This is a genomic window from Synechococcus sp. M16.1 (assembly GCF_014279895.1).
Classification (GTDB): domain Bacteria; phylum Cyanobacteriota; class Cyanobacteriia; order PCC-6307; family Cyanobiaceae; genus Parasynechococcus.
In genome coordinates this window covers 119,524-145,246 of record NZ_CP047954.1, presented here as the reverse complement: position 1 = coordinate 145,246, position 25,723 = coordinate 119,524, and the positions used below count along the sequence as shown (strand labels likewise).

The following is a 25,723-nucleotide window of genomic DNA, read 5'->3' as shown; positions in this document are numbered from 1 at the left end:
GCCACAACAAAAGCCCTGGATCCTGTCCAGGGCTTGGAACCAAGATTCAGTGATTCAGTTCCGATCGGGCAGATCCGGCGTCTGATGCAACAGACGGTTGAGCCGTAGACGGTCCACATTCAACGGGTCTGGAGCCAGCTCACCGGCCAGTTCGCGGAACTTCTGCTCGATTTCTTCCGGGACGCGCACATCAAACACCCGCTCCATCAACGCCTCGATCGAGAACAGATGGGCGTTGATGTTCTCCAGATCGGCAATGGCCTGCTGGATGCCATCACCTGATTCCTCCGGCACAGGAGCACCGGATGCTGCAGGCTTCGAAGCAGCTGCATCGGCGGTCTGCCGGGACCCGTGCTGCTTCTGAAGGTCCTCGAGCACCCGGCCCGACAGGGTGCGGAACGACTGGAGTGCTGCCCAGTTGAGCTCCTGTTGCTGACGAAGCGTGGGGGACTCCCGGATCAGCCGGTCATGCTCCCGGTAAAACCGTTGGCAATCCGGGCACTGGCAGGGCTCTTCCGGCAATGCAGTCCCTCGCGGTCATTCCCCACTATGCCACCGATCAAGCCGCCTGAGGCCCCAGATCCTCCTCAGCCTGGGGGCCATCCTCACCAGCGGTGTCGGGCAGAGGGATCTCAATGGAGGACACCACACCGATCACATCCCGCAGCCGCATCGAATCGGCGAACCAACCCATGGCCTGTTCCGTATCGCCGCGACGTTCCGCGTCACTGGCCTGGTCTTCATGGGCTTCCGCCAGGAGGGCGAGCCAACACAGGCAACGAGCCTGCACCACTGATAAGTCCAGATCCGTGGGCTGGGATTCAGCAATCCGCTCACTTTCCTGCTGCACCAACAGCCGCAGACGGAGATCGTGAAGCTGGGTCATGGCACCCAAACCCGGTTGCACCAACCCTAGCGGTGGTGAACGATCTGAACACCCCACCAGATGTAGCGCTCACTACCTCTTGAGCAATTCTCACGGGGCTGGCGGGACTCGAACCCACGACCTACGGTTTAGGAAACCGTCGCTCTATCCAGCTGAGCTACAGCCCCAGACCTCTGAATTATGCCCACGAGGCATGATGAGATCTGAAAGCAGGCGAGGTGGTTGCGGCCGATCTCTTTGAGTGTCGGCTGAGGAAAGTCCGGGCTCCCTGATGGCCAGGCTTGCTGGGTAACGCCCAGTGCGGGTGACCGTGAGGAGAGTGCCACAGAAACACACCGCCGATGGCCGGCTCGCCGGCACAGGCAAGGGTGCAAAGGTGCGGTAAGAGCGCACCAGCAGCATCGAGAGGTGCTGGCTCGGTAAACCCCGGCTGGGAGCAAGGCCAAGGAACGACGGCTGGCCATTGGCCCCGTTCCGTTTGAACGCGCCGCTTGAGGCCGTCGGTAACGGCGGTCCCAGATAGATAGCCACCCACCCTCTGCAGACCAACATCTGTGGGGTGTGAACAGAACCCGGCTTATGTCCTGCTTTCACCCCACATCAGCGTTGCTCAGGAGTCTTTGTGGATCCATCCCGCGCTGCAGAGCTCACCAACCTGATTCAGCGCCTCGACGCTGAGATTCCGATCAACCCTGAGCTACTCGCCCTGGTGGATCAGGCCCTCACCCACATATCGAGCGGCCGGGCCCGCAACCTGGAACGGTTGGAGTTCCTTGGTGATGCGGTGCTGCGGCTCGCCGCCACCGAATTCATTGATCGCCACCACGCCGATCTCGCGGTGGGTGCCTGCTCCAACCTTCGGGCCCAGCTGGTCAGCGATCGCTGGCTGGCGGACGTGGGTTCAGCACTTGGCATCGAACAGCATCTGCTGCTGGGGCGGCACGCCCAGGGGGATCGGTCCGCCGAATCCAGGCTGCAAGCCGATGCCACCGAAGCTCTGATCGGTGCGTTGTACAGCGCCCTTGGGGACCTGGAGGCCATTCACCGCTGGCTCATCCCCCACTGGCGCGCCACAGCCGAGGTGGTGCTGGCCACACCCCATCAGTTCGGCGGCAAAACTGCCCTGCAGGAGTGGAGCCAGGGCCAGGGGCTGGGACTGCCCCACTACGCCACCGAAGAATGCAGCCGCCATCACGGCGACCCCGAACGCTTTCGCTGCCGGGTGAGCATCCAAGACCAGGAGCTGGCGGAGGCCAAAGGCCGATCCCGCAAGGAGGCCGAGCAGAACGCGGCAACAGCCGCTCTTCAGGCCCTGGAAGGCAACGACGCGCCACAGGCATTGCAGTGAAGGGCATCCCTGCGGTGCCCCTGACGCCCGCAGCTGCTGCAGACCAGCTCGGCCGTCCGCTGCTGGTGATGGCGCACCCCACTCGCCAAACATTGCACCAGTGAGATGGATCGCCCCTGGAATGGAGCAGAAATTGGGATCACACCACCCCTCCAAAGCAAACTTGAGCGTCAACTGATCCGCTGCGGCACGAAGAAAAACAACACCGCGGACGCGTCAATCAATCCGGTGAAGCTGAACAGGTAACGGCGAGGCCTCTCTACCAAGGCCAGATGCAGGACGAAATCCGCCGCAAACACCGCCAAGCAAACGTTCTGAACCAGATCGATCCAGGGCACATTGGTTTGGCGCAGGGCTGAGTTGCCCAAGGAGTCGGGTTCCAGCAGCAGGGCCAGAACACTCAGAAGCATTGCCCCGAAATGACAGCGTTGTAGCCCTTGCCCGCCGGGGTGCTGGCTTCCAGCACAGTGGACTACAGCCTTTGTCGCAGGCTTCGGTCCTTCTCCATCGCTCAGGCCGGCTGGAGGTCCTTCAACCGCAGAGTGACCAGCTTGTCCCAGTTGCCACCTTCGAACAAAACGGCCGCACGGTCGCCGCTGATTCGCTGCACAAAACCGGTGTAACCGTTGTAAATCGAGGTGGCATCCGCCACGGTGACGGTGGAGCCAGGGAGGATCGGAGCGGTTGCAGGCGCCATGGCTCATTCTCGGACTGTTCTGGAGCCATTATCGGCAGAGTGCGTGGCGGATGGCATGGCGGAAAGCGACGACTGGCTCAGCGTGGGCAAGATCGTGGGAGTCCAGGGGCTACAGGGGGAACTGCGGGTGAACCCCGCCAGTGATTTTCCCGAGCGGTTCACAGCGCCGGGGCCCCGCTGGCTGCGCAGCCGCAAGGGGGCTGAACCGACGGAGATCCAACTCAAGAAGGGGCGGCAACTGCCCGGCAAGTCGCTGTTCGTGGTGCGGCTTGAAGGAATCGACAGCCGTAGCGCCGCCGAAACCCTTGTGGGCCAGGAACTGCTGGTGTCAGCCGATGACCGGCCCGAATTGGACGAGGGGGAATTTCACCTGCTTGATCTGCTGGGCCTGGAGGCACGGCTCGAGGCCGATGGCCCTGCCGTTGGCACCGTGAGCGATTTGATCAGCGGCGGCAACGACCTGCTGGAGATCACCACATCGGAGGGCCACAAGCTGCTGATTCCCTTCGTGGAGGCGATCGTGCCGGAGGTGCAATTGGAGGACGGCTGGCTGCTGCTCACGCCACCGCCGGGCCTGCTGGAGCTCTGACAGATCTCTCTCGGGGCATCGACAGAACCCCATAGGGCAAGCGATTCTGGGTCACCGCTCTCAGGACGTGATGGCCTCCACACCGCTGATTCCTGTGATCCTTTGCGGGGGCACCGGCACACGGCTCTGGCCGCTGTCGCGGGCGAGTTACCCCAAGCAGTACTGGCCGTTGAGCGGAGACGGCGAAGCCACATTGCTGCAGCAAACCCAACAGCGGCTCTATGGCCTGGACGCCCTGGCGGCTCCCCTGCTGATCTGCAATGAAGACCACCGCTTCATCGTGGCCGAGCAGATGCGGCAGATCGGGGTCGAACCGAACGCGATCCTGCTGGAACCGATGGGCCGCAACACCGCCCCGGCGGTGACGGTGGCCGCGCTTCAGGCCACGGCCAACGGCGAAGACCCCCTGCTGCTGGTGCTGGCGGCGGATCACCTGATCCGCGATGCCGCCCAGTTCCGCCAAGCCATCAACGCCGGCCGCAAACCCGCCGAAGCGGGACGACTGGTGACCTTCGGGATCGTGCCAACGGCCCCGGAAACCGGCTACGGCTACATCGAAGCCAGCGAACCCTTCTCCCTTGGGGGATCGCCCCATGTGCCGATCAAGCGGTTCGTGGAGAAGCCCGATCAGGCCACAGCAGAGCAATTTCTGGCCACCGGCCGCTTCACCTGGAACAGCGGCATGTTCCTGTTCCGCGCCAGCGCCATGCTGGCGGAACTGGAGCGACTAGCCCCGGAAGTGGTGAGCTGCTGCCGGGCCGCTCTGGAGCAGGACACAGCTGACCTGGAATTCCATCGGCTGGAGCGGGAAGCCTTTGCCAAGTGCCCCAACGTGGCCATTGACGTGGCCGTGATGGAGAAAACGGAACTGGGCAGTGTGCTGCCACTGGATGCGGGCTGGAACGACGTCGGCAGCTGGAGCGCACTCTGGGAAACCTCAGAGCAAAAGGATTCCCAAGGCAATGTGCTGCAGGGCCACGTGATCAGCGAAGGCAACCGCGACTGCTACCTGCGCAGCGAACACCGCTTGGTGGTGGGGCTGGGGGTTGAAAACCTCGTGGTGGTGGAAACCGACGACGCCGTGTTGATTGCGGATCGCTCCAGGGCCCAGGAGATCAAGACCGTGGTGAAGCAGCTGGAGGCCGCCGGCAGCCCGGAGAGCAAGGCGCACCGCAAGATCTACCGTCCCTGGGGCCACTACACCGGCGTCACCGAAGGAACCCGCTGGCAAGTGAAACGGATCTCGGTGAAACCCGGCGCCAGCCTGTCGCTGCAGATGCACCACCACCGGGCCGAGCACTGGGTGGTAGTGAAGGGCACAGCCCTGGTCGAGCGCGACGGCACTAAGCAGCTTGTGGGGGAAAACCAGAGCACCTACATCCCGATGGGTTGCAAACACCGCCTCTCCAATCCCGGTCGGATCCCCGTGGAACTGATCGAGGTTCAAAGCGGCGAGTACCTCGGTGAAGACGACATCGTTCGCTTTCAGGACCGCTACGGCCGCAGCGATCTCAGCATCAGCGTCAGCTGATGCTCACTCCACCGTGACGCTCTTGGCCAGGTTGCGGGGTTGATCGACATCCAGGCCGCGATGGGCGGCGATGTGATAGCTCAACAACTGCATCGGCACCACGGTGAGCAAAGGACTGATCCACTCGCTCACCGAGGGCACCGGCAACAGTTCATCAAAGAGATCGGTGTCGGGCCCCTCGGGGGCAACACCGATCAGCTGGGCATCGCGGGCCTTGGCTTCCTGGGCGTTGCTGAGCACCTTCTCGAACACCGCACCGGGCACGGCGATTGACACCACCGGCACGCGGGAATCCAGAAGGGCAATCGGACCGTGCTTCATCTCTCCGGCCGGGTACCCCTCGGCATGGATGTAGCTGATCTCCTTCAGTTTCAACGCCCCCTCCAGGGCGATCGGGTAGTTGATTCCCCGGCCCAGGAAAATCACATCCTGGGTATCGGCAAAGCGATGGGCCAGGGACTCCGCCCGCTGATCGTGCTGATCCACAAGCTGGCGCAACTGCTGAGGCAGGCGGCGCAACTCGTCCCGCAGAGCCCTGATCTCCGCTGTTGGGCGAGAGCCACAGCGGGCCGCGAAGGCCATCGCCAGGCCGTAGAAGGCCAGCAGCTGGCCGAGGAAGGTCTTCGTGGCCGCCACACCCACTTCGATGCCGGCCCCGATGTCGAGGATGTGGGGAACCTGACGTGAAAGGGAGCTCTCCGGTCGATTGGTCACCCCCAGCTGGCGGGGAGCAAAGGCCGGATCCCCATGGGCCAGACGCCGCTCGGCCTCCATCGCCAGGGCGGCCAGGGTGTCGGCCGTCTCACCCGACTGGGTCACACCAATCGTGAGGGTATGGGGGGCGAGCGGCGGCGGCGCATAGCGGAACTCACTGGCGTAGTGCACCGATGCGGGAATCCCGGCGAACTGCTCCAGCAGGTACGCCCCCACCATCGCGGCATGACGACTGGTGCCGCAGGCCAGGATCTGAATCTGTTCAATCCCGGCGTAGAAGGCATCGTCCATGGGCAGCGCCACCGGCTGTTCCGGCGGCAGTCCCTGGGGCAGGTGGCGCGTCACCCAGAGCTCTGCCGTCTCCGGTTGCTCATGGATTTCCTTGAGCATGAAGTGGCGGAATTCACGCTTGTCCGCCACATGGTCCACTCCGCTGAGCTGGGTGGGCATGCGTTGCTGGCGCGCCCCCGCTGCGTCGTAAAGCTCAACGCCGAGGGGTGAGAGCAAGGCCACCTCGCCGTCTTCCATCGGCAGGATCGTGCGGGTGAATCCCGCCAGGGCCGGCGTGTCGCTGGCACAGAGGAATTCCCCTTCTCCCAAGCCGATCAGCAGGGGTGCCGCCTTGCGGGCCACCACCAATGCCCCCGGCGCCTGATTCCAGATCACCGCCAGGGCATAGGCCCCCTGCAGCTTGGGCAGAACCCGCTGCAGAGCCTCCAGCAACAGCCCACCGCCAGGGATTCCACCCGCAGCTTGCAGCTGCTTCAGCTCCGCAGCCAACAGGTGGGGAATCACCTCGGTGTCAGTCTCCGACTGGAACACCACCCCGGAAGCTTCCAACTGCTCCCGCAGCGCCCGGTGGTTCTCAATAATTCCGTTCTGAACCACCGCCACCGCTCCATCGCTGCTGCGGTGCGGATGGGCATTGCGCTCTTCCGGTTTGCCGTGGGTGGCCCAGCGGGTGTGGCCAATGCCGCATTGCCCGGGAGCACCTTCCTTGTCCACACAAGCGGTGAGGTTGCGCAGTTTGCCCTTGGCCCGCAGGCAAGTCAGCTGTCCCTGGGCAGCCACCGTGGCAATCCCAGCGGAGTCGTAGCCGCGGTACTCCAGCTGGCGAAGGCCCTCCAGGAGCTGGGGTGCCGCTTCTCGGGAGCCGACCAGGGCAACGATTCCGCACATACAAAAAAAGCCCGGCTGAAGCCGGGCCGAGCTTATGAGGTGAAACGGGGCAAATCAGTAGGCCAGACCCATGGAGCGCGTGGTCTCGTCTCCCAGGTAAACGCGGATGCTGAGGAAGTCGGTGGGGCAGGCGGTCTCGCAGCGCTTGCAACCAACACAGTCTTCGGTGCGAGGGGAGGAGGCAATCTGGCCGGCCTTGCAGCCGTCCCAGGGCACCATCTCAAGCACGTCGAGAGGGCAGGCACGCACACACTGGGTGCAGCCGATGCAGGTGTCGTAGATCTTGACGGCGTGGGACATGTGCCCGATGCATACGAAGGCTTGCGGCAAACGTACCCGTCCTTCGCCGGTCCATGGCCAGGCCGTCACCGTTGTTAACGGCGCAGGCATTGGTGAGAAGGCACTGAAGGCGTGCCCGTAAGATGCAGCGTCCCGTTGCCACGGCTATGTCCCAGGAAGCGATTCTCGAAAAGGTGCGCTCAATCGTTGCGGAGCAACTGAGTGTTGACTCCGGCGAAGTGAAGCCCGAATCCAACTTCCAGAACGATCTGGGTGCTGATTCTCTGGACACCGTGGAACTCGTGATGGCCCTGGAAGAGGCCTTTGATATCGAGATTCCCGACGAAGCAGCTGAAGGCATCACCACCGTTGGTGACGCCGTCAAATACATCGAAGACAAGCAGGCCTGAGCAACGCAATGGTGGATGGTCTCCATCGCGTCGTCATCACCGGCCTCGGCGCGGTCACACCGATCGGCAACACGGTTCAGGACTACTGGAACGGCCTCACCTCCGGCAGCAACGGAGTGGACGCCATCACCCTGTTCGATGCATCCGCACACGCCTGCCGCTTTGCGGCAGAGGTGAAGGATTTCGATCCGTCCGGCTACATCGAACCGAAGGAAGCCAAACGCTGGGATCGGTTCTGCAAGTTCGGCGTGGTGGCAGCCAAACAGGCTGTCGCCCATGCCGGGCTTGAGATCAACGACGCAAATGCGGATCGAATCGGCACGATCATCGGTTCCGGCGTCGGCGGCCTGCTGACGATGGAGACGCAGGCCCACGTGTTGGAGGGTAAAGGTCCTGGACGGGTGAGCCCGTTCACGGTGCCGATGATGATCCCCAACATGGCCACAGGCCTTGCAGCAATTGCTTTGGGCACAAAGGGCCCCAGCTCCGCGGTGGCCACCGCCTGTGCTGCCGGCTCCAATGCCGTTGGCGACGCCTTCCGGCTGCTGCAGCTGGGCAAAGCTGACGCCATGGTGTGCGGTGGTGCCGAGTCGGCGATCACTCCCCTGGGCGTGGCCGGCTTCGCCAGCGCCAAAGCCCTGTCGTTCCGTAATGACGACCCGGCCACGGCCAGCCGTCCGTTCGACAAGGAACGCGATGGCTTTGTGATCGGCGAAGGTGCCGGCGTGCTGGTGCTCGAAACCCTCGAGCATGCCCAGGCCCGTGGCGCCACGATCCTTGGCGAAGTGGTGGGTTACGGGATGACCTGCGACGCCCACCACATCACCTCCCCCACCCCTGGGGGCGTCGGCGGTGCCGAAGCGATGCGCCTTGCCCTGGCCGATGGCGGCATTGATCCATCCGAGATCGACTACGTCAACGCCCACGGCACCAGCACCCCGGCGAACGACAAGAACGAAACGTCGGCCATCAAAAGCGCCCTGGGCGAACGGGCCTTGCAGATTCCGGTGAGCTCCACCAAATCGATGACCGGCCACCTGCTAGGTGGTTCCGGCGGCATCGAAGCCGTGGCCTGCGTGCTGGCGCTGCAACACGGCGTCGTGCCCCCCACGATCAACCACACCACGCCGGATCCCGACTGTGCTTTGGATGTCGTGCCCAATGAGGCGCGGGATCAGACACTGGGAACGGTCTTGTCCAACTCCTTCGGCTTCGGCGGCCACAACGTCTGCCTGGCTTTCAAACGCGCCAGCTGAGCCTCCGCGCTCACGTCGTGCGTCAAAATCGCTTCAACTTTTTCTCTTAACACCATGGTCGCTGCGCCCGCGTCTCTCGACACGCTCTGCATCAACAGCATTCGGATGCTGGCTGTCGACGCCATCAATAAGTCCAACAGCGGCCACCCCGGCCTGCCGATGGGCTGCGCACCCATGGGTTACGCCCTCTGGGACAAGTTCCTCAAGCACAACCCCAAGAACCCCAAGTGGTTCAACCGCGACCGCTTCGTTCTGTCGGCCGGCCACGGCTGCATGCTGCTGTACGCGCTGCTGCACCTCACCGGTTACGACTCGGTCTCCATTGAGGACATCAAGCAGTTCCGCCAGTGGGGCTCCAAGACCCCCGGTCACCCCGAAACCTTCGAGACTCCTGGTGTTGAAGTGACCACCGGTCCCCTGGGTGCCGGCATCTCCAACGCCGTGGGCCTGGCCATCGCTGAATCCCACCTGGCGGCCAAGTTCAACAAGGCCGACGCCACCGTGGTGGATCACTACACCTACGTGATCATGGGCGACGGCTGCAATCAGGAGGGTGTTTCCTCCGAAGCTGCCTCCCTGGCCGGTCACCTGAAGCTGGGCAAGCTGATTGCCCTCTACGACGACAACAGCATCACCATCGATGGACGCACTGATGTGTCCTTCACCGAGGACGTGCTGAAGCGCTACGAGGCCTACGGCTGGCACGTGCAGCACGTGGCCGAAGGCAACACCGATGTGGATGCCATCGCCAAGGCTATCGAGGCTGCCAAGGCTGTGAAAGACAAGCCGTCGATCATCAAGGTGACCACCACCATCGGCTACGGCTCCCCCAACAAGGCAGACACTGCCGGTGTGCACGGTGCTGCTCTGGGCGAGGAGGAAGCAGCCCTGACCCGTCAGCAACTGGGTTGGGACTACGCCCCCTTCGAAATTCCCCAGGACGCCTACGACCAGTTCCGCCAGGCCATCGACCGCGGCGCCAGCCTCGAGGCCGAGTGGAACCAGACTCTGGCCACCTACCGCACCAAGTACCCCAGCGAAGCCGCCGAGTTCGAGCGGATGCTGCGCGGCGAGCTGCCCGAGGGTTGGGACAAGGACCTACCCACCTACACCCCCGAAGACGGTGGCCTGGCTACCCGCAAGCACTCCCAGATCTGCCTGGGTGCTCTGGGCCCCAACCTGCCCGAACTGATCGGCGGCTCCGCCGACCTCACCCACTCCAACTACACGGACATCAAGGGTGAAACCGGCTCTTATCAAGCCAGCAGCCCTGAGAAGCGCTACCTGCACTTCGGTGTGCGTGAGCACGCCATGGCCGCCATCCTCAACGGCATCGCTTATCACAACAGCGGCTTGATCCCCTACGGCGGCACCTTCCTGGTTTTCGCCGACTACATGCGTGGTTCGATGCGCCTGTCCGCCCTGAGCGAGCTGGGCGTGATCTACGTGCTCACCCACGACTCCATCGGTGTCGGCGAAGACGGCCCCACCCACCAGCCGATCGAAACCATCCCCTCCCTGCGGGCAATGCCGAACATGCTGGTGTTCCGCCCTGGCGACGGCAATGAAACCAGCGGTGCTTACAAGGTGGCAATCCAGAACCGCAAGCGCCCCAGCTCCCTTTGCCTCAGCCGCCAGGGCATGGCCAACCAGGCGAACTCCTCGATCGACAAGGTGGCCCTGGGTGGTTACGTGCTGGAAGACTGCGCTGGAACTCCCGATCTGATCCTGATCGGCACCGGCACCGAACTGGACCTCTGCGTCCAGGCCGCCAAACAGCTCACTGCTGAAGGCAAGAAGGTGCGCGTGGTCTCCATGCCCTGCGTCGAACTGTTCGACGAGCAGACCGACGCCTACAAGGAAGAGGTGCTCCCCAACGCCGTGCGCAAGCGCATGGTGGTGGAAGCCGCTGAATCCTTCGGCTGGCACCGTTTCATCGGCCTGGATGGCGACAGCGTCACCATGAACCGCTTCGGCGCTTCCGCCCCCGGCGGCACCTGCCTCAAGGAATTCGGCTTCACGGTGGAGAACGTGGTGGCCAAAGCCAAGGCTCTGCTCGGCTGATCGCCAGAACATTTCAACAACAAGGCCTCCTGCTTCGGCAGGGGGTCTTTTTTTATGCCACCAACCCGACTAATGGCCTTACACAAAAAAGCCCGACGTCCTTACGGACGCCGGGCCAAGATCTGATTGCAAGCAGGCAATCAGTCGGCTTTGTCGAGTTTGACCGGCGTCAGCTCTGCAGCGCCGGTGTTGGCTTCAAGCACCTTTTCAAGACCTTCGAGATCTTCATCAGTGATCTTGGTCTGCATCGGGCAGTGCTTCGGTCCACACATGGAGCAGAACTCAGCCTGCTTGTAGATGTCAGCAGGCAGGGTTTCGTCGTGATACTCCTTGGCCCGCTCAGGATCCAAGGACAGCTCAAACTGCTTGTTCCAGTCGAAGTTGTAACGGGCGCGGCTGAGCTCGTCGTCACGGTCACGGGCGCCGGGGCGGTGGCGGGCGATGTCTGCCGCATGGGCAGCGATCTTGTAAGCGATCAGGCCTTCGCGCACATCCTCAGCGTTGGGCAGACCGAGGTGCTCCTTCGGCGTCACGTAACAGAGCATCGCCGTGCCATGCCAACCGGCCATCGCCGCACCGATCGCAGAGGTGATGTGGTCGTAACCGGGAGCAATGTCGGTGACCAACGGGCCGAGCACATAGAACGGTGCTTCGCTGCACTCCTCCATCTGCTTCTTCACGTTGAACTCGATCTGGTCGAGGGGAACGTGGCCGGGACCCTCCACCATCACCTGCACGTCGTGCTTCCAAGCGCGACGGGTCAGTTCACCGAGGGTGTGCAGTTCAGCCAGTTGAGCAGCATCCGATGCATCGTGCTGACAACCGGGACGGAGCGAGTCGCCGAGGGAGAAGGTGCAGTCGTAGCGCTTGAAGATCTCGCAGATGTCGTCAAACCGCGTGTAGAGCGGGTTCTGACGGTGGTGATACAGCATCCATTGAGCCAGGATGCCGCCGCCGCGGCTGACGATGCCGGTGATGCGGCCTTTCACCTTGGGAAGGTGCTCAATCAACAGGCCAGCGTGGATGGTCTGATAGTCGACGCCCTGCTGACAGTGCTTCTCGATGATGTGGAGGAAGTCGTCCTCATCGAGCTTCTCGATCGATCCGTGGACGCTCTCAAGAGCCTGATAAACAGGCACGGTGCCGATCGGAACAGGAGATGCACCGATGATCGCGGTGCGCACCTCATCGAGGTTGACGCCGCCGGTGGAGAGATCCATCACGGTATCGGCGCCGTACTTCACCGCCAGCTTCAGCTTCTTCACCTCCTCAGCGGCATCAGACGCATTCGGAGAGGCGCCGATGTTGGCGTTCACCTTGCACTTGCTAGCGATACCGATCGCCATCGGCTCCAGATTGGTGTGGTTGATGTTGGCCGGGATGATCATTCGCCCCCGGGCCACCTCTTCCATCACCAGCGATTCGGGCAGGTTCTCCCGCTTCGCCACATGGGCCATTTCTTCGGTGACCACGCCCTGACGGGCGTAATGCATCTGAGAGACGTTGGCCTGACCCTTACGGGACTCAACCCAGGAAGCGCGCATGATCTGAGGTGCGACGGATAGCCCAGGGGTCGACGTTTGGCCGTGGATCACGCTCAAGCACTTCCCTGCGCCGGCATGACCCGGAATCAGGTTCGGAGGGTGTGATCTCAGTCTGGGTTCATGAGAAAACCCGGACACCCCTAGTGATGTTTGAACGCTAGCAAGCGTTGCTCTAAGACTCGTTCAGCTGACCTGCAAACCATTGAGCACCGCAGCCACCACCCGGTGATCGCTGTCCTGCTGCAGAGATTGCAACAAGCCTCTGGCCTGCACCGCGATGGAATCGGTACCCCCCTCCCGAACAATCCGACTGAGAATTTCAGCTCCACTCACCCGCACAGTGCCATCGGCATCGGCAATCGCCATAGTTGCCAACTCCAGCAACCAACCCAGATCAATGTCGGGTTGTTCCGCCAAGGCGGACAGAATGCTGCAGCGCACCAGCCAGGCGGCATCAGCTTCAAAGGCCGAACGCAACAAAGGCCAGGCCCGCTCCACTCCATAGCTGGCCAGAGCATTGGCTGCCTCGGCCCGCACATTGGGGTCTTCATCGGCAGTGATCAACGCACTCAGCACAGTCCAGCCCTGTTCGGTGCGCTTGTAGCCCAATCCACTGCAGCTCAAGGAACGCACCAGAAAGGGCTTCTGCTCCGTGCCCAGCACCAGCAACGGCACAGCCTCAGCATCCGAGCAATGGCGGAGCTTTGTGATCGCCGGCATCGCCTGAACCGGATCCCCACTGGCAATGGCCTGGCGGACCTCTTCGAGATCAGGGCGTTGCGGATCGGTCTCGTTCATGGGTTGCTGCCAGGGGTGCGCGCCCGTTGAAGATCGGCCAACAGCCTGGCGCGGCGGCGCTGCCGACCGAGAGCGCTGCTGATGATCAGACCCGAACCCACCAAGATCGCGGGCAACACCTGCACCCGGTCCTTGCCTTGGCGCTGGTTGGTAGCCAACAACGCGAGCAGGATAAGCAAAGGAGCCCCGAGGGAAACCCAAATCACCGCACGACGTTGGTTCATGCCGAGGTGTTCTCCGTGATCCACGCCAGCACAGTGGCCGTGAGAACCGCAATGCCAACACCGAGGGCGTCTTCCTCCAGTGCGAACGCTCCGTTGTGCAGCGGCGCACACCCCTCGGGCCCGGCCACGCCCAGCCGCACCATCATTCCCGGCACATCCCGAAGCAGCTCAGCAAAGTCTTCCGCACCCATGGAGGGCTGCTCCACCGGCAGCACCTTGTCGCGCCCCAGACACTCCACCGCACAACGTTCGAGCAAGGTCGTGAGCCGCGGATCGTTGTGCACCGGTGGCGCTATGCAGCGGTAATTCACCACTGCAGTACCTCCTCCAGTGGCACAGATCCCCTGCACCGTCTCATCGATCCAAGCCGGCAGCTGGGCGTGCTGCTGCAGATCCAGACAGCGCACCGTACCCAGCAAGCGCACCTGATCGGCAATCACGTTGAAAGCGCGGCCGCCCTCCACCTTGCCGAAACTGATCACCACCGGCTGCAACGCATCCAAGCGGCGGGTGATGCTCTGCTGAAGCTCTGTGATCACCCGAGCCGCCAGCCAAACAGCATCCACCGACTGATGGGGACGGGCGCCATGGCCACCCTGACCCTGAACAAAGATTTCCAGCTCACCGGCCGCCGCCGTAAGACAACCCCGCCGTATTCCCACGGTGCCCACCGGCAGATTCGGCACCACGTGAACGCCGTACAAGGCATCAAGGCCTTCCACCGCCCCCGCATCTCGCATCCAAACCGCCCCCTGGGCCAACTCTTCGGCAGGTTGAAACAGCAGCCGCACTCGAGCCCCTAAGTGGGGCTCCTGAGCCAGCAAGCGCGCGACACCAAGGCCCGTGCAGGTGTGAAGGTCGTGGCCACAGGCATGCATCAGACCCTGGCGGGTGGAGGCATAGCTCAGCCCGGTGCGCTCCTCCACCGGAAGAGCATCCATGTCCACCCGCAAACCCACCGTGGGGCCGTGATCAGGCCCCAACTCGGCCATCACGCCCGTGCGGCCAACTCCCTCACGAACCCGCCAACCCAGCTGACGCAGTTCACCGGCGACCAGAGCAGCCGTCTGATGTTCCTCACCGCTGAGCTCAGGGTGGGCATGCAGATGCCGGCGCAGCTTCAGCAGCTCAGGCAGCTCACGGCTGAGTCGATCGGACAGGGACGCCGCTTGGGTCATCTCAGGACGCCTCCAAGGCAAGGAACGCCATCAGATCCGCCGTCGGCTGCGGTGGCCAGCGGCGCACCTGCTCCAGCCAATCGGCCTGGCGGTAACGCTGATCCAGGCCGGCCGCCGCGGCCCAGTGGCTTTCGGCTTCACCACTGGATCCTTCGCGCCAGAGCAGGCCGCTGAGGGCCGCCCGAGCGTCGGCGAACAAGGGATAGCGACGGATCAGTTTGCGCAATTCCGCCTCCGCCCAATCGAGATCTCCTGCTTGCCAGGCCGCCAGCGCCTCGCTGGAGCGGGCCATGGCGAAGCCGGGGCGGGCAAGAGCAGCCTGGCCATAAAGCTCTCGCGCCAAAGGCCAGTCCCCTTGCGAGCCACGCACATTGGCCAGGTTGTAGAGGGCTGAGGCATCCTGCGGATCGCGCTCCAGAATCCAGAGATAGTCGTCCGCTGCCGCGGACCAGTCCTGAAGCGCTTCCTCCGCCGTGCCCCGGTTCAGATGCGGGTCGCTTTCCTCCGGCGCCAGCACAATCGAGGCGCTCTGATCGTCGATGGCCCCGGAAGGATCACCCAGAGCGAGACGCACATTGCCGCGGTTGCTCAGCGCTGCTGCATCGTCTGGAACCTGCTCCAGGAAGCGGTCCCAAAGGGGCAACGCCTCCACAAAATCCCCCTGACGGCTTGCCGTCAGCGCCTGCTCATAAAGCCCCTGCAGATCGAGGGCCTGCACTGGCAGGGCCAGCACCAGACTCATCAACAGGACGAGAAACCGATTCATGCAGCCTCGGCCAGATGACTGCGGGCCGCATCCGTGACCATTCGGCCGCGGGGAGTGCGCATCAGCAACCCCTGTTGCAACAAAAACGGCTCTACCACGGTCTCCAGGGTGACGGGATCATCGCCAAGGGCCGCCGCCAGCGTCTCCAGGCCCACCGGGCCACCACCGTGGTGGTCGATCAGCAGCTGCAGCAAACGCCGATCGCTGGCATCGAGGCCCCGATGATCCACGCGGTGCAGGCTCAGGGCCTCTCCCACCAGGGCCTGATCAATGGCTCCACCACGACCGCCACGCACGCTGGCCACATCACGCACCCGGCGCAGGAGGCGGTTGGCAATCCTGGGCGTACCGCGGCAAGAGGCGGCAATGCTGCTGCGGGCCTGGGGTGTGAGGGTGACCCCGATCAACCCGGCGGTGCGCTCAACGATCGCTTCCAGGTCGTCCTGGCCGTAAAACTCCAACCGCTGGATCAGGCCGAACCGGTCCCGCAGCGGGGAGCTCAGCGATCCGGCGCGGGTGGTGGCCCCCACAAGGGTGAAGGGCGGCAAGTCGAGGGAACGGGTTCGTGCTGTGCTGCCCTTGCCCACGGTGAGATCGAGGCGCCGGTCTTCCATCGCCGGATAGAGCAGCTCCTCCGCCACCCGGCTCAGGCGATGAATCTCGTCAATGAACAGCAGATCACGGGGCTGAAGGTTGACCAACAACCCAACGATGTCGCGCGGGCGTTCCAAGGCCGGTGCACTGGTGACCTTGCACTGCACCCCCATCTCTTCGGCCAACACCATGGCCATGGTGGTTTTGCCCAAACCCGGCGGGCCATAGAGCAGCACATGGTCGAGGGCATCGCCGCGGCCAAGCGCCGCTTCCACCGCAATGCCCAGCACCTGCTTGAGCTCTCTCTGGCCGATGTAGTCGTTCAGGCGCTGGGGCCGAAGCTTGTCTTCCGGCCGACTCACCACCTCTTCAGGTGCCGGCTGAGGGTCCACTAGCGCTTCAGGGCGGCGTGGTGGCTTGCGACCGGAGCTGGAAGAGACAATCGCCATGCGGGCAGGGTACCCAGACCTGGATAGGGTCGGAAGACGCAGCCGCAGCCATGGCCAAGGGAGGAGCGAAAAAAGCAGCCGCAGCCGCGGCACGGGCCGCCGCCAATCGGATGCTGGCGGACAACCGGCAGGCACGGCATCAGTACGAAATTCTGGAAACCCTCGAAACCGGCATCGAGCTGGTGGGCACCGAGGTGAAGTCGATCCGCAACGGCAAGGCCAACCTGCGCGATGGCTTCTGCCTGATCCGCAATGGAGAGCTGCAGTTGCACAACGTGCATATCTCACCCCACACCCACGCCGGCAGTTACTTCAACCACGACCCACTGCGCACCCGCAAACTGCTGGCCCATCGCCGGGAGATCGACAAGCTGCGTGGTTTGGTGGATCAGAAAGGCCTGACGCTGATCCCCCTCAACATTCACCTCAAGGGGTCCTGGATCAAGCTCACCATCGGGCTGGGCAAAGGGCGCAAGTTGCACGACAAGCGCGCCGCCGAAAAGGAAAAGCAATCCAAGAAGGACGTGAAAGCAGCGATGGAGCGCTATTGATCAAGCGGATTCGCCCGACAGGACAGGGAGAACAGACTCGAAGAGACCCCGTCGTTGGTGACCAGCACCTGCAGCGGCGAGCCCGCTTGCGGAGCAATCCGAGTCACCCGCAGCGGACCACGCTCCTCCTCCACCTGCCCATTGACGCCGAAAACCATCATCTGCATCAGCGGTGTGCCGTTGATGCCCAGGACCACGGCATCACCTGCTGAAGCCTCCACCAGCACCAAACGCGCGCCACCGGCAGGGATAGGCAACGACGTGATGGCGTGTTCGAGCGGGCGCGCTTTGAGACGCATGATCTCAACGTCATCAAGGCTCTGAATCGCCGCTGCAATCCAGAGCTGAAGAAAGGGGTTGGCGGGTTTCCGGCCACGCATGGCGAGCGGCAGCAGATCCTGGGCTCCAGCACTCACCAGATGCTCCATGACCCGCGGATGAACGCCCTGTTTCAGCAGTGCCTCACGCTGCTGCTGCCAATCCGCTGCCTTCAGACGGCCCAACTGGTCCCGAATCGCCGGCGGCAGCAAAGCAATCCGAGCCAGCCATTGCTCGGCCAGCTCGGTCCAGACCCTTCGGTACGGCGCATCCTGCTGCGGCTCCGTGCTGAGCTGGCTGGCATCCACAAGTTCGACAAACCAGCCGCGATCCACTTGAAGCGCCCGCAGCCGGCTGAGCAATTGCTGGCGTTGATCCAGCTCCGCCGACGGCAGGCTGACGGCAGGCTGCTGAACCTCACGATCAGGCGCAGTATCGACAGGTGAACTGCGGGGAAGCAGGAACCATCCAATGGCGGAGCCCACCAGCGCCAAAAGCCCCAGAGCGATCACCACGGGCCAGAGACGACCCTCCGCTCCCTGCACGCGAGCTTCCGCACGGCTTGTTCGCAGTGACGTTGTGGGCTCAGGCACGAGCGCAAATAAATGGAAGGCTGATGGTACCGATGGTTTGCTGCACCCCCTAGGGTCCGCAAAGGGCTGGCGGATCCAACGCCGCTGGACCGATCCACACCATCAGGTCGCTCTGCATCTGCTTTTGCCGGCAAACTGAGCGCAGAGATTGCGCCCAGGAGCTCTGACGGCATGAAATCAGACGAACGGCGTCAGGCGATCAAACGGCAGCGTGAGCAGCTGATCCAAGACCTGGAAGCCGTCTACATGGCGGCCTTTGATCGCCTGGGGGAACTGGAAGGTGAAGTGGGAGAAGTGAAAGCAGCGCAACTCACCCAGATGATCCTCAACTCCAAAACCGCCGCAATCGAGCCCCTGGAGAAAGAGATCGAAAAACCGGTGATCACCACCCCAGGCGAAGCATGAGCAGCTGGCTAGAGCAGCTGGAGCGGGAGCTGGATGCCCGGCTCTCCGCCTTTCTGCGCAACAACCCCGTTCAGGAGCACCTGTTCAGCGAACAGCACCTGAAGGATCGGGCCGCAGCCCTGCAACGGCAACGCCAGCAACTGCAGGGCGAGGCGAAGCAGCAACGCCAGCAGCTGCTGAGGCTGGCCGAGGACGTGCGGGCCTGGCGCAGTCGGGTGGAGCGGGCCAGGGCAGCCGGCGCAGCCGATCTGGCCGGACGCGCCGAACAACATCTCACCAGCCTGATGAACCAGGGCCGCGCCCTCTGGGCTGACCTAGAGGATCTGGGACGCCGCTTCAACGAGGTGGAGCGGCAATTGCAGGAGCTTCAACAGCAAAAGCAAACGCCCAGCCCCTCAACACTGGAGAAGGACTGGGCGTTGTTTGAAGCGGAACAGGAGCTTGAGCAGCTGCGCCGTAACGCTGGGCTGAGTTAGATCAGGCCTTGGGAGCAGGGGGCTCGAGGCTCACACCCTCGGGCGGAGGTGTGGGATCCGGATCGGCGATCAGCATGTGCTGCAGCACGATTTCCGGGCGCTCACTGTCGCGCCAGCGGATGCGGTAAGCAGGCATCTTGGTGCCACGGCTGGTGGTCTGCTCCACCGGCTCCATCACCCATCCCCGGCGGGAACGGCCCTGGGGATTCCGCTTGACCACGGCATCAGCGTGCTTGAAGCGAAATCCGACGCGTTCTCCACTCATGGGGATAGGACCATGCCACTCCTCCCATTATTCCACTGAGGGTGGTTCTCCCTTGCGAGACTCCGGCCGCAGCAGCGGGAAGGCGATCACGTCCCGAATCGAAGGGCTGTCGGTGAGCAGCATCACCAGCCGGTCGATGCCGATCCCCAGACCTCCGGTGGGGGGCATGCCCACCTCCAGGGCCGTGACGAAATCCTCGTCCAACCCCTGGGCCTCCAAATCACCCGCCGCCTTGCGCGCCTGCTGAGCCTCAAGGCGCTGGCGTTGATCCACGGGATCGGTGAGCTCACTGAAGGCATTGGCGTGCTCACGGCCGACGATGAACAACTCAAAGCGTTCCACCAAGCCGGGCTTGCTCCGATGGGGCCGGGCCAGGGGCGAAATCTCCACCGGGTAATCGGTAACAAAGGTGGGCTGAATCAGGGTTGTCTCCACCGCTTGCTCAAAGGCTTCGTTGAGCAGACGGCCCACCGAGTCCGCCAGCTCAGGCGCATGCATGCACTTGGCGGTCATCGCCGCAGCCGCCTCCTCGCGGCTGCTGAAGCTGTTGAAATCAAGCCCCGTCGCGTCCTGCACAAGCTCATGCATGGTGGCGCGCCGCCACGGCGGAGCCAGATCGATCTCGGTGCCCTGATAGGTGATGGTGGTCATTCCGCAGACCTCCTGGCACACCGCGCTGACCATCTGCTCGGTGAGCTCCATCATCCCGAGGTAATCGCTGTAGGCCTGATAAATCTCCACCGAGGTGAACTCGGGGTTGTGGCGGGTGCTGACCCCTTCATTTCGGAAGATCCGGCCAAGCTCATACACCCGCTCAAAGCCACCCACCACCAGGCGCTTCAGGTGCAGTTCCGTCGCAATCCGCAGGGTGAGGGGCAGGTCGAGAGCGTTGTGGTGGGTCTCGAACGGCCGAGCATCTGCACCACCGGGTTCGCTCTGCAGCACGGGGGTCTCGATCTCGAGAAAATCACGCTGATCGAGCCAGCGGCGAATGCCGCTCACCAGGCGAGCGCGGCGACGAAAGGTCTCACGGCTGTCGGGGGAGACCACCAGATCCAGATAGCGCTGGCGGTAGCGCTTCTCCACGTCGGCCAGACCATGCCACTTGTCGGGAAGGGGCTGCAGCGCCTTGGTGAGCATGCGCCAATCGCTCACTTTCACCGACAGCTCGCCACGGTCGGTGCGACGCAGGGTGCCGCTCACCCCAAGCCAGTCGCCACTGTCCACCAGCGTGGTGATCTGTTTGAACCAGCCCTCCTGCTGGGCCTCGAGACCCGCCTTCTCCAGGAACAGCTGAATGGAGCCCGTCTCATCCGCCAGGGTGAAAAAGGCCAGCTTTCCCATCACCCGGCGGGTCATCACCCGTCCCGCCACGGAAACGCTGACGTCCCGCTCTTCCCCCTTGGGCAGATCGGCATGGGTCTCCTGCAGCTCAGCCATGCGATGGCTGGGACTGAAGGTGAGGGCATAGGGGCCCTGCCCCAGCTCTTCCAAGGTCTTGGCTTTTTCCAGACGGGTGTCGCGTAGCTCAGACACAGCAGCAGGTCAGTCGGGCGCCATCCTGCCCGCCCGCGGGTTGGTCAACCGGCAGCGGAGGCTTCGCCCATGCGCTGGGAGGCGTAACCAATGCCGCGCACCGTGAGGATCAGCTCGGGATTGCGAGGGTCAGGCTCCAGTTTTCCTCGCAAACGCGCCACGTAGACATCCACCACGCGCAGATCGGCTGCACGGCGAGGGGGATAACCCCAGAGCTGCTCGAGGATTTCAGCCCGTGGCACCACATGGCCGGGATCGCGGAACAGCAACTCCAGCAGGCTGAACTCCGTATAAGTGAGGTTGATGCGCTCCGATCCACGGGTGACCTGGCGTCGGTTGGTGTCCACCACCAAATCGCCCAAACGCAAAACACCCTGTCCTGTGGGCAGTTCGCGGCTTTCAACAACCGCATTGCCCCGGCCCACCCGGCGCAGAATCGTGGCAATGCGTGCCTCGAGTTCCTTGGGGCTGAAGGGCTTGGGCAGGTAGTCGTCGGCACCCAGATCCAGGCCAGCCACCCGCTCCGAGATCGCTTCAACCGCGGAGAGGAAAATGATCGGCACGCAGGTTCAGCCCGCAAGCGGCGGCAGACGGCAAAGCCATCCAGCTTGGGCAGCATCACATCGAGCACCACCAGGTCGGGGGACTCGTTGTGGAACATCTCCAGGGCCTGTTCACCGTCCTCAGCACAGATGACGCGGTAACCCGAGAGCTGCAGGCGCATCACCAAGACGCGCCGGACTGCAGCCTCGTCATCAACGACAAGGATGGTCGCTTTCGGTTGTGAGGGCAGGTCGCCCGTCATCCGAATCAAACCCTTAACGAGCTGCAACCTTACTGGTCAGGGCCTGGACACCGACGCAAACACCCTGGCGCGCAGCCGGTTTACCGATTGTTTTAAGAATTGCCGGCGCCCTCAGGCCAGCGCGAACGGGCGTAACGGTTCCATTCCGATGCCGCCGCTGTTAGGGCCTGCTCAGGGCTGACCTGGGCCAACATCGCCCGCTGCATCTGGGTGTAGATGATCTTCTGCAGGCGCTTGATCCCCGGCAGCGCCGGCACCAACACCCTGGCTCGTTCCAACGTGCTGGCCGACAACAAACGGGCCTGGCGAATCTGACGCTCCTCGGCCGTGGCAGGCGCCTGATCCTCCAATTCAGCGCGCACCCGGGCCAAGGCCTCCAACGACGACGGCAACACCCGGGCCTCAGCCGCGAAGCGCGCCTGTTGATCAGCATTGGTCAGGAACAGCGCAAGATCCACAGCCTTCTGGGCGCGCTGGCTCTGACGCGGCACTGCCAACGTCATCAGAGCCACATTGGCTGTGCCATCGGCACCGGTCACTGGGGCATGGGGCTCTGTCACCGCGGCCACCCCGGGCGCATTGGTCTGAATGCTGCGCAGGAATTCCGCCCCCGTGGCCGCCAGGGCCAGATCACCGCTCTGGAACAACTCGATCGCCCGACGTTGCCCCTGACTCACCACCTCCCGGGGCAACAACCCCTCCCGGTAGAGATCACTCCAGAAACGAAAGGCCCGGAACCCCGCAGGGCTGTCGAAGGCGGCCCTGCGTTGGGAATCCAGCAGGGTCACTCCCATCTGCACCAGGGTTTCCAGGAGCTCGGCCGAGTCGTCCGGAACGGTGGTGAGAAACAAGCCATAACGACCCGTGCGCTCGCGGATCCGACGGGCGAAGGCCGGCACCTGCTCCCAGCGGCTGGGCGGAGCAGCAATGCCGGCTTGATCCAACAGCGCCCGGTTCACCAGGCTCAGCCGCACCGTGAGGTACCAGGGCACAGCGATCTGCCCGGCATCGGGGTCACGGCAGGCCTGCCACACCGAGGGCAGATAACGGCCAGCGGCAGCAGCCGGCAGCAGCGGGGTCAAGTCAGCCAGTCCCCCCTTGCTGGCCAGATTGGCCGCGAAGGGCGGATTGAGGTTCACCACATCCGGGGCCGTGCGCGCAAACACCGCCGCCAACAACTTGCGTTCCACGGACCCCCAGGGAAGATCCGTCCAGCGCACAGGCGCATCGGGATGGACGCCGCCCCAGGCCCCCAGAACATCGGCGAAATAGGGGTTGAACTTGGGAGCCAATTGCAGGGTCCACAACTCCAGGGCCCTGGTCTGTGGGGTCCTCGGGCCGCAAGCCGCCAGTCCCATCGCCGCTGTCCCCAGCAGCAGATCCCGACGCGTCAGCCTCATGAGGGAACCCTCCTGCGCCAGAGCAGCAACTGCAACGACACCAACACCGGCGCCAGCAAACCCGTCACCAGGGCCTGGCACCAGAGGGTCTGCAGGCCCCAGCTCTGGGTGAGGGGATCCAACACTCCTCCTTGACGCCACCAGAGCTGAAGGATCAACGACAAACCAAGACCCACGGACCCGAGCCAGGCCAACAAGCCCAGATTCAGGCTGCGCTGGATCGGCGCTGCACGCCGCCCCAGCCGTCCCCACCACCAGCCCAGCAACAGCAACGCCGGCACCTGACTGACACCGCCCAGATTGAGACCATCCAGCACCAGCCCCAACGCCACACCCGACAACGCCCCCGACAACGGACCATCCACGAGAGCCCAGGGCAACAGCCAGAGAACGGCCCAGGCAGGCCCAACCCCATCGATGGCCAACCAAGGCGGCGACGCCAGGGCGAGAAACGGCACCACCAAGGCTGAGGCCACACAGATCGGTTGGCGGTGCAGACGCGTCATTTCAGTGGTTCATCTCAACGGGTCTGCACTTGCACCCAGTCGATCGCCTCCGGTGCTGCGATCAACTGCACCACAGCGACCGGTGCAGGAACAGCCTGTTCGTCCACCGACTGGATCACCCCCACCGGCACGTTGGGGGGCAACAGGGTGCTGGCCGGGGACGTGGCCACAAGATCCCCTGGCCGCACGTTGGGGTCCTTGTCGATGAAACGAAGCGACAGACGGCTGTTGCCGCGGCCCACCAGCAACCCATGACGGCGGCTGCGGGGCAGCCAGACGCCGATCTCATGGCCCGGGGCGGTGAGCAACTTCACCCGCGCCGTGGCGGGGGTGACACTGTCGATGCGACCCACCAAACCGCCGGGGCCAAGAACCGCATCGCTCCGACCGATGCCCTGCAGCGAGCCCTTGCCCAGTTGCAATTGCTGCCACCATCCCCGCGGCGAGCGGGAGATCACTGCAGCCGAGACTTTTCCTTGCGCTGATCCTTGTTGCTTGAGCTCCAGCAGAGTGCGCAAGCGCCGGTTGTCCTCTTCCAGCAGCTGCAGGCGAGAGCGCTCCTCCAAATCCGCTGCAGCCATGACCCATTCCCGCTGGGCAGACCCAGGCCAGAACGGACGGCTGAGCAGGGCATAGGCATCGCTGAAACCAGCGCCCTTGCTCAGACGCACCATCAACAGCCCGGCCACAAGCAGCAGCCAGGGGGTGAGTTGCCCCAATCCGCGCCAGCGGCTCTTGCCGGGACGGAGCGTCGGGGCCATGACTTCAGACGCCTGCCGCAGCGCGGACGAATTCGGGGGTGTCGACCACCCGCTGCAGGCGTTTCCAATCCTCCAGCACCTGACCACATCCGTTCACCACGCAGAGCAGTGGGTCTTCGGCGATGTGCACAAAGATGCCGGTCTCATGGCTGATCAGGTCGCTGATGCCCCGCACCAACGCACCACCGCCAGCCAGCATGATGCCGCGATCCACGATGTCGGCCGCCAGCTCAGGGGGTGTGCGCTCCAGGGTGCGCTTCACCGCTTCCACAATCACATTGAGCGGTTCGGCGATGGCTTCCCGCAGATCACCGGCCTTGAGATTGATGGTGCGCGGCAAACCGGAGAGCAGGTGGAGACCCCGCACATCCATGGACTGCTGATCGAACTCGTCGTCGGGGAAGGCGGAGCCGATGCGGATCTTGATTTCCTCGGCCGTGCGCTCACCCACCACCATGTTGTGCACCTTTTTGAGGTAGACGCTGATGGAGTCGCTGATCTCATCGCCGGCAACGCGGACGGATTCACTCAGCACCGTTCCGCCCAGGCTCAACACCGCCACCTCAGTAGTGCCGCCGCCGATATCAACAATCATCGTCCCAACAGGCTCAGTGACCGGAAGGCCAGCACCGATGGCAGCTGCCACCGGCTCATCAATCAGGTGAACCTCGCGCGCCCCAGCCATCCCGGCTTCACGGACGGCGCGACGCTCCACACCCGTCACGCCACTGGGGATGCCCACCACCAGACGTGGGGCCATGATGCCGCGGCCCTCATTGCCCTTGGTGATGAAGGTTTTGAGCATTTGCTCAGCGGCATCGAAATCCGCGATCACCCCATCACGCAGCGGACGAACGGCCCGGATGTTTCCAGGCGTGCGGCCGAGCATCAATTTGGCTTCATCGCCCACAGCCATGGTGGTGCCACGCTCGAGATCAAGAGCCACCACTGATGGCTCCTGCAGCACGATTCCCCGGCCGGAAACGTAGATCAGGGTGTTGGCGGTGCCCAGGTCGATGCCGATGTCGCGCGACAGCTGGAAACGACGAAAGAACACAGACACCGCAATTAAGACCGCCGGATCATAGGGGCGTTCTCAGCGGTTGCCTGTTACACCCAGCGGCTTGGGTGGAACTCCTTAAAAGCAGTCACCCAACCGGTGCCGCATCATGAATCCAAATTCAGGAGATGAATTGTCTATGGGCGTTAATTCCGTCACCCTCGTCGGCCGTGCCGGCCGCGATCCCGAAGTGCGTTACTTCGAGTCCGGCAGCATGGTGGCCAACCTCACCATGGCGGTGAACCGTCGCAGCCGCGACGATGAACCCGACTGGTTCAACCTCGAGATCTGGGGCAAGCAGGCCCAGGTTGCTGCGGATTACGTGAAGAAGGGCTCCTTGCTCGGCATCATCGGCAGCTTCAAGCTGGACCGCTGGACCGACCGTGCCAGCGGCGAAGAGCGCAGCAAGCCCGTGGTCCGTGTGGATCGGCTCGAACTGCTCGGCTCCAAACGGGACAACCAGGAGGCCGCAGGCAGCTTTGGCGGCCAGGCCTCCGATGAGGACATCCCCTTCTGATCCTCTCCCCCAGGGAAACCCTCG

The 25,723-nt window shown here is 63.5% G+C and carries 29 protein-coding genes, 1 tRNA gene, 1 other RNA gene, 1 pseudogene and 1 riboswitch; of the genes and pseudogenes, 11 read left to right on the top strand and 21 right to left on the bottom strand.

The features are described from left to right. Window positions 1–54: 54 nt before the first annotated feature. The 3 genes from SynM161_RS00745 to SynM161_RS00735 all read right to left on the bottom strand — a co-directional run bounded on the left by SynM161_RS00745 (window position 55) and on the right by SynM161_RS00735 (window position 1,053). The gene (locus tag SynM161_RS00745) at window positions 55–522 is read right to left on the bottom strand and encodes a hypothetical protein (RefSeq protein ID WP_186541683.1); all 468 of its coding nucleotides are present in this window, start codon (window positions 520–522) and stop codon (window positions 55–57) included. Window positions 523–559: 37 nt separating this feature from the next. Then, the gene (locus SynM161_RS00740) at window positions 560–886 is read right to left on the bottom strand and encodes a hypothetical protein (RefSeq protein ID WP_025362017.1); all 327 of its coding nucleotides are present in this window, start codon (window positions 884–886) and stop codon (window positions 560–562) included. 93 nt (window positions 887–979) lie between these two features. Next, a tRNA-Arg gene (locus tag SynM161_RS00735) sits at window positions 980–1,053 on the bottom strand. Between the two features lie 38 nt (window positions 1,054–1,091). Between SynM161_RS00735 and rnpB the strand changes: the two genes are divergently transcribed. After that, window positions 1,092–1,482: RNase P RNA component class A (gene rnpB, locus SynM161_RS00730), an RNA gene on the top strand. 26 nt (window positions 1,483–1,508) lie between these two features. Beyond that, a complete protein-coding gene (rnc, locus tag SynM161_RS00725) occupies window positions 1,509–2,234 on the top strand; it encodes a ribonuclease III (RefSeq protein WP_186541682.1) in 726 nt (241 codons plus the stop codon). Window positions 2,235–2,404: 170 nt separating this feature from the next. On the opposite strand, the gene SynM161_RS11965 is transcribed toward rnc, so the two are convergent. Together SynM161_RS11965 and SynM161_RS00715 are read right to left on the bottom strand one after the other, a co-directional pair. After that, window positions 2,405–2,644 (bottom strand): hypothetical protein, encoded by a 240-nt coding sequence (locus tag SynM161_RS11965; protein ID WP_255441826.1) that lies wholly within the window; start codon window positions 2,642–2,644, stop codon window positions 2,405–2,407. A 101-nt stretch (window positions 2,645–2,745) separates the two neighbouring features. After that, the gene (locus SynM161_RS00715) at window positions 2,746–2,931 is read right to left on the bottom strand and encodes an NAD(P)H dehydrogenase subunit NdhS (RefSeq protein ID WP_114988059.1); all 186 of its coding nucleotides are present in this window, start codon (window positions 2,929–2,931) and stop codon (window positions 2,746–2,748) included. A gap of 55 nt (window positions 2,932–2,986) precedes the next feature. Here SynM161_RS00715 and rimM point away from each other — a divergent pair, with 55 nt between their 5' ends. Continuing rightward, window positions 2,987–3,520 (top strand): ribosome maturation factor RimM, encoded by a 534-nt coding sequence (rimM, locus tag SynM161_RS00710; RefSeq protein WP_186542317.1) that lies wholly within the window; start codon window positions 2,987–2,989, stop codon window positions 3,518–3,520. A gap of 70 nt (window positions 3,521–3,590) precedes the next feature. Beyond that, window positions 3,591–5,051 carry a mannose-1-phosphate guanylyltransferase/mannose-6-phosphate isomerase gene (locus SynM161_RS00705; protein WP_186541681.1) on the top strand — a complete coding sequence of 487 codons (1,461 nt, stop codon included), beginning with the start codon at window positions 3,591–3,593 and terminating at the stop codon, window positions 5,049–5,051. Between the two features lie 3 nt (window positions 5,052–5,054). Here SynM161_RS00705 and glmS read toward each other — a convergent pair whose 3' ends face one another. Together glmS and psaC are read right to left on the bottom strand one after the other, a co-directional pair. Then, on the bottom strand, window positions 5,055–6,944 hold the full coding sequence (gene glmS, locus SynM161_RS00700; protein WP_186541680.1) for a glutamine--fructose-6-phosphate transaminase (isomerizing): 1,890 nt from the start codon (window positions 6,942–6,944) through the stop codon (window positions 5,055–5,057). Between the two features lie 54 nt (window positions 6,945–6,998). Then, entirely contained in the window at window positions 6,999–7,244 is a 246-nt protein-coding gene (psaC, locus tag SynM161_RS00695) for a photosystem I iron-sulfur center protein PsaC (RefSeq protein ID WP_006850103.1), read from the bottom strand. A 146-nt stretch (window positions 7,245–7,390) separates the two neighbouring features. Between psaC and acpP the strand changes: the two genes are divergently transcribed. From acpP to tkt, 3 genes are read left to right on the top strand one after another with little or no spacing between them, the layout of a single operon-like run. Further along, a complete protein-coding gene (gene acpP, locus SynM161_RS00690; RefSeq protein WP_011363161.1) occupies window positions 7,391–7,633 on the top strand; it encodes an acyl carrier protein in 243 nt (80 codons plus the stop codon). A gap of 8 nt (window positions 7,634–7,641) precedes the next feature. Next, complete coding sequence (fabF, locus tag SynM161_RS00685; RefSeq protein WP_186541679.1) at window positions 7,642–8,889, top strand: beta-ketoacyl-ACP synthase II; 1,248 nt, start codon at window positions 7,642–7,644, stop codon at window positions 8,887–8,889. A 54-nt stretch (window positions 8,890–8,943) separates the two neighbouring features. Then, entirely contained in the window at window positions 8,944–10,953 is a 2,010-nt protein-coding gene (tkt, locus tag SynM161_RS00680; RefSeq protein ID WP_186541678.1) for a transketolase, read from the top strand. Between the two features lie 140 nt (window positions 10,954–11,093). Here the strand turns inward: tkt and thiC are convergent, their stop codons facing one another. The 6 genes from thiC to ruvB all read right to left on the bottom strand — a co-directional run bounded on the left by thiC (window position 11,094) and on the right by ruvB (window position 16,506). Beyond that, a complete protein-coding gene (thiC, locus tag SynM161_RS00675; protein ID WP_115009642.1) occupies window positions 11,094–12,497 on the bottom strand; it encodes a phosphomethylpyrimidine synthase ThiC in 1,404 nt (467 codons plus the stop codon). Between the two features lie 45 nt (window positions 12,498–12,542). Continuing rightward, a riboswitch (TPP riboswitch) is annotated at window positions 12,543–12,649 on the bottom strand. Between the two features lie 31 nt (window positions 12,650–12,680). Then, a complete protein-coding gene (locus SynM161_RS00670) occupies window positions 12,681–13,295 on the bottom strand; it encodes a HEAT repeat domain-containing protein (RefSeq protein WP_186541677.1) in 615 nt (204 codons plus the stop codon). Then, window positions 13,292–13,519 (bottom strand): DUF3188 domain-containing protein, encoded by a 228-nt coding sequence (locus SynM161_RS00665; protein WP_011363156.1) that lies wholly within the window; start codon window positions 13,517–13,519, stop codon window positions 13,292–13,294. The genes SynM161_RS00670 and SynM161_RS00665 overlap by 4 nt, the downstream gene beginning before the upstream one ends. Continuing rightward, on the bottom strand, window positions 13,516–14,697 hold the full coding sequence (locus SynM161_RS00660) for an amidohydrolase (protein WP_186541676.1): 1,182 nt from the start codon (window positions 14,695–14,697) through the stop codon (window positions 13,516–13,518). Before SynM161_RS00660 ends, SynM161_RS00665 begins: the two co-directional genes overlap by 4 nt. A gap of 1 nt (window position 14,698) precedes the next feature. Then, window positions 14,699–15,463 carry a tetratricopeptide repeat protein gene (locus tag SynM161_RS00655; RefSeq protein ID WP_186541675.1) on the bottom strand — a complete coding sequence of 255 codons (765 nt, stop codon included), beginning with the start codon at window positions 15,461–15,463 and terminating at the stop codon, window positions 14,699–14,701. After that, window positions 15,460–16,506, bottom strand: coding sequence for a Holliday junction branch migration DNA helicase RuvB (gene ruvB / locus SynM161_RS00650; protein WP_186541674.1), 1,047 nt, complete (start codon window positions 16,504–16,506; stop codon window positions 15,460–15,462). Before ruvB ends, SynM161_RS00655 begins: the two co-directional genes overlap by 4 nt. A gap of 50 nt (window positions 16,507–16,556) precedes the next feature. On the opposite strand from ruvB, the gene smpB reads away from it, so the two are divergent. Beyond that, window positions 16,557–17,057: an SsrA-binding protein SmpB gene (gene smpB / locus SynM161_RS00645; RefSeq protein WP_115009647.1), complete on the top strand. Its 501-nt coding sequence runs from the start codon at window positions 16,557–16,559 to the stop codon at window positions 17,055–17,057. On the opposite strand, the gene SynM161_RS00640 is transcribed toward smpB, so the two are convergent. Further along, entirely contained in the window at window positions 17,051–17,968 is a 918-nt protein-coding gene (locus tag SynM161_RS00640) for a hypothetical protein (RefSeq protein WP_370593087.1), read from the bottom strand. The two genes, smpB and SynM161_RS00640, sit on opposite strands and share 7 nt — an antisense overlap. 171 nt (window positions 17,969–18,139) lie before the next feature. Here SynM161_RS00640 and SynM161_RS00635 point away from each other — a divergent pair, with 171 nt between their 5' ends. After that, a complete protein-coding gene (locus tag SynM161_RS00635; protein ID WP_115009649.1) occupies window positions 18,140–18,373 on the top strand; it encodes a hercynine metabolism small protein in 234 nt (77 codons plus the stop codon). Beyond that, window positions 18,370–18,849 carry a hercynine metabolism protein gene (locus SynM161_RS00630; RefSeq protein WP_186541673.1) on the top strand — a complete coding sequence of 160 codons (480 nt, stop codon included), beginning with the start codon at window positions 18,370–18,372 and terminating at the stop codon, window positions 18,847–18,849. Before SynM161_RS00635 ends, SynM161_RS00630 begins: the two co-directional genes overlap by 4 nt. Window position 18,850: 1 nt before the next feature. Here the strand turns inward: SynM161_RS00630 and SynM161_RS00625 are convergent, their stop codons facing one another. From SynM161_RS00625 to SynM161_RS00595, 7 genes and pseudogenes are all read right to left on the bottom strand, one after another. Further along, entirely contained in the window at window positions 18,851–19,114 is a 264-nt protein-coding gene (locus SynM161_RS00625; RefSeq protein WP_006851112.1) for a hypothetical protein, read from the bottom strand. Between the two features lie 27 nt (window positions 19,115–19,141). Next, the gene (lysS, locus tag SynM161_RS00620; protein ID WP_186541672.1) at window positions 19,142–20,650 is read right to left on the bottom strand and encodes a lysine--tRNA ligase; all 1,509 of its coding nucleotides are present in this window, start codon (window positions 20,648–20,650) and stop codon (window positions 19,142–19,144) included. 44 nt (window positions 20,651–20,694) lie between these two features. After that, window positions 20,695–21,455 (bottom strand): annotated as a pseudogene (gene rpaB, locus SynM161_RS00615) (response regulator transcription factor RpaB). Between the two features lie 92 nt (window positions 21,456–21,547). Further along, window positions 21,548–22,855 carry an ABC transporter substrate-binding protein gene (locus tag SynM161_RS00610; protein WP_186541671.1) on the bottom strand — a complete coding sequence of 436 codons (1,308 nt, stop codon included), beginning with the start codon at window positions 22,853–22,855 and terminating at the stop codon, window positions 21,548–21,550. Then, window positions 22,852–23,361 carry a rod shape-determining protein MreD gene (locus tag SynM161_RS00605; protein WP_186541670.1) on the bottom strand — a complete coding sequence of 170 codons (510 nt, stop codon included), beginning with the start codon at window positions 23,359–23,361 and terminating at the stop codon, window positions 22,852–22,854. Before SynM161_RS00605 ends, SynM161_RS00610 begins: the two co-directional genes overlap by 4 nt. A gap of 14 nt (window positions 23,362–23,375) precedes the next feature. Further along, entirely contained in the window at window positions 23,376–24,122 is a 747-nt protein-coding gene (gene mreC, locus SynM161_RS00600) for a rod shape-determining protein MreC (RefSeq protein WP_186541669.1), read from the bottom strand. A gap of 4 nt (window positions 24,123–24,126) precedes the next feature. After that, window positions 24,127–25,179: a rod shape-determining protein gene (locus SynM161_RS00595; RefSeq protein ID WP_115131659.1), complete on the bottom strand. Its 1,053-nt coding sequence runs from the start codon at window positions 25,177–25,179 to the stop codon at window positions 24,127–24,129. A 142-nt stretch (window positions 25,180–25,321) separates the two neighbouring features. Here SynM161_RS00595 and SynM161_RS00590 point away from each other — a divergent pair, with 142 nt between their 5' ends. Next, window positions 25,322–25,699: a single-stranded DNA-binding protein gene (locus tag SynM161_RS00590; RefSeq protein WP_114988041.1), complete on the top strand. Its 378-nt coding sequence runs from the start codon at window positions 25,322–25,324 to the stop codon at window positions 25,697–25,699. The last annotated feature ends 24 nt before the right edge of the window (window positions 25,700–25,723 follow it).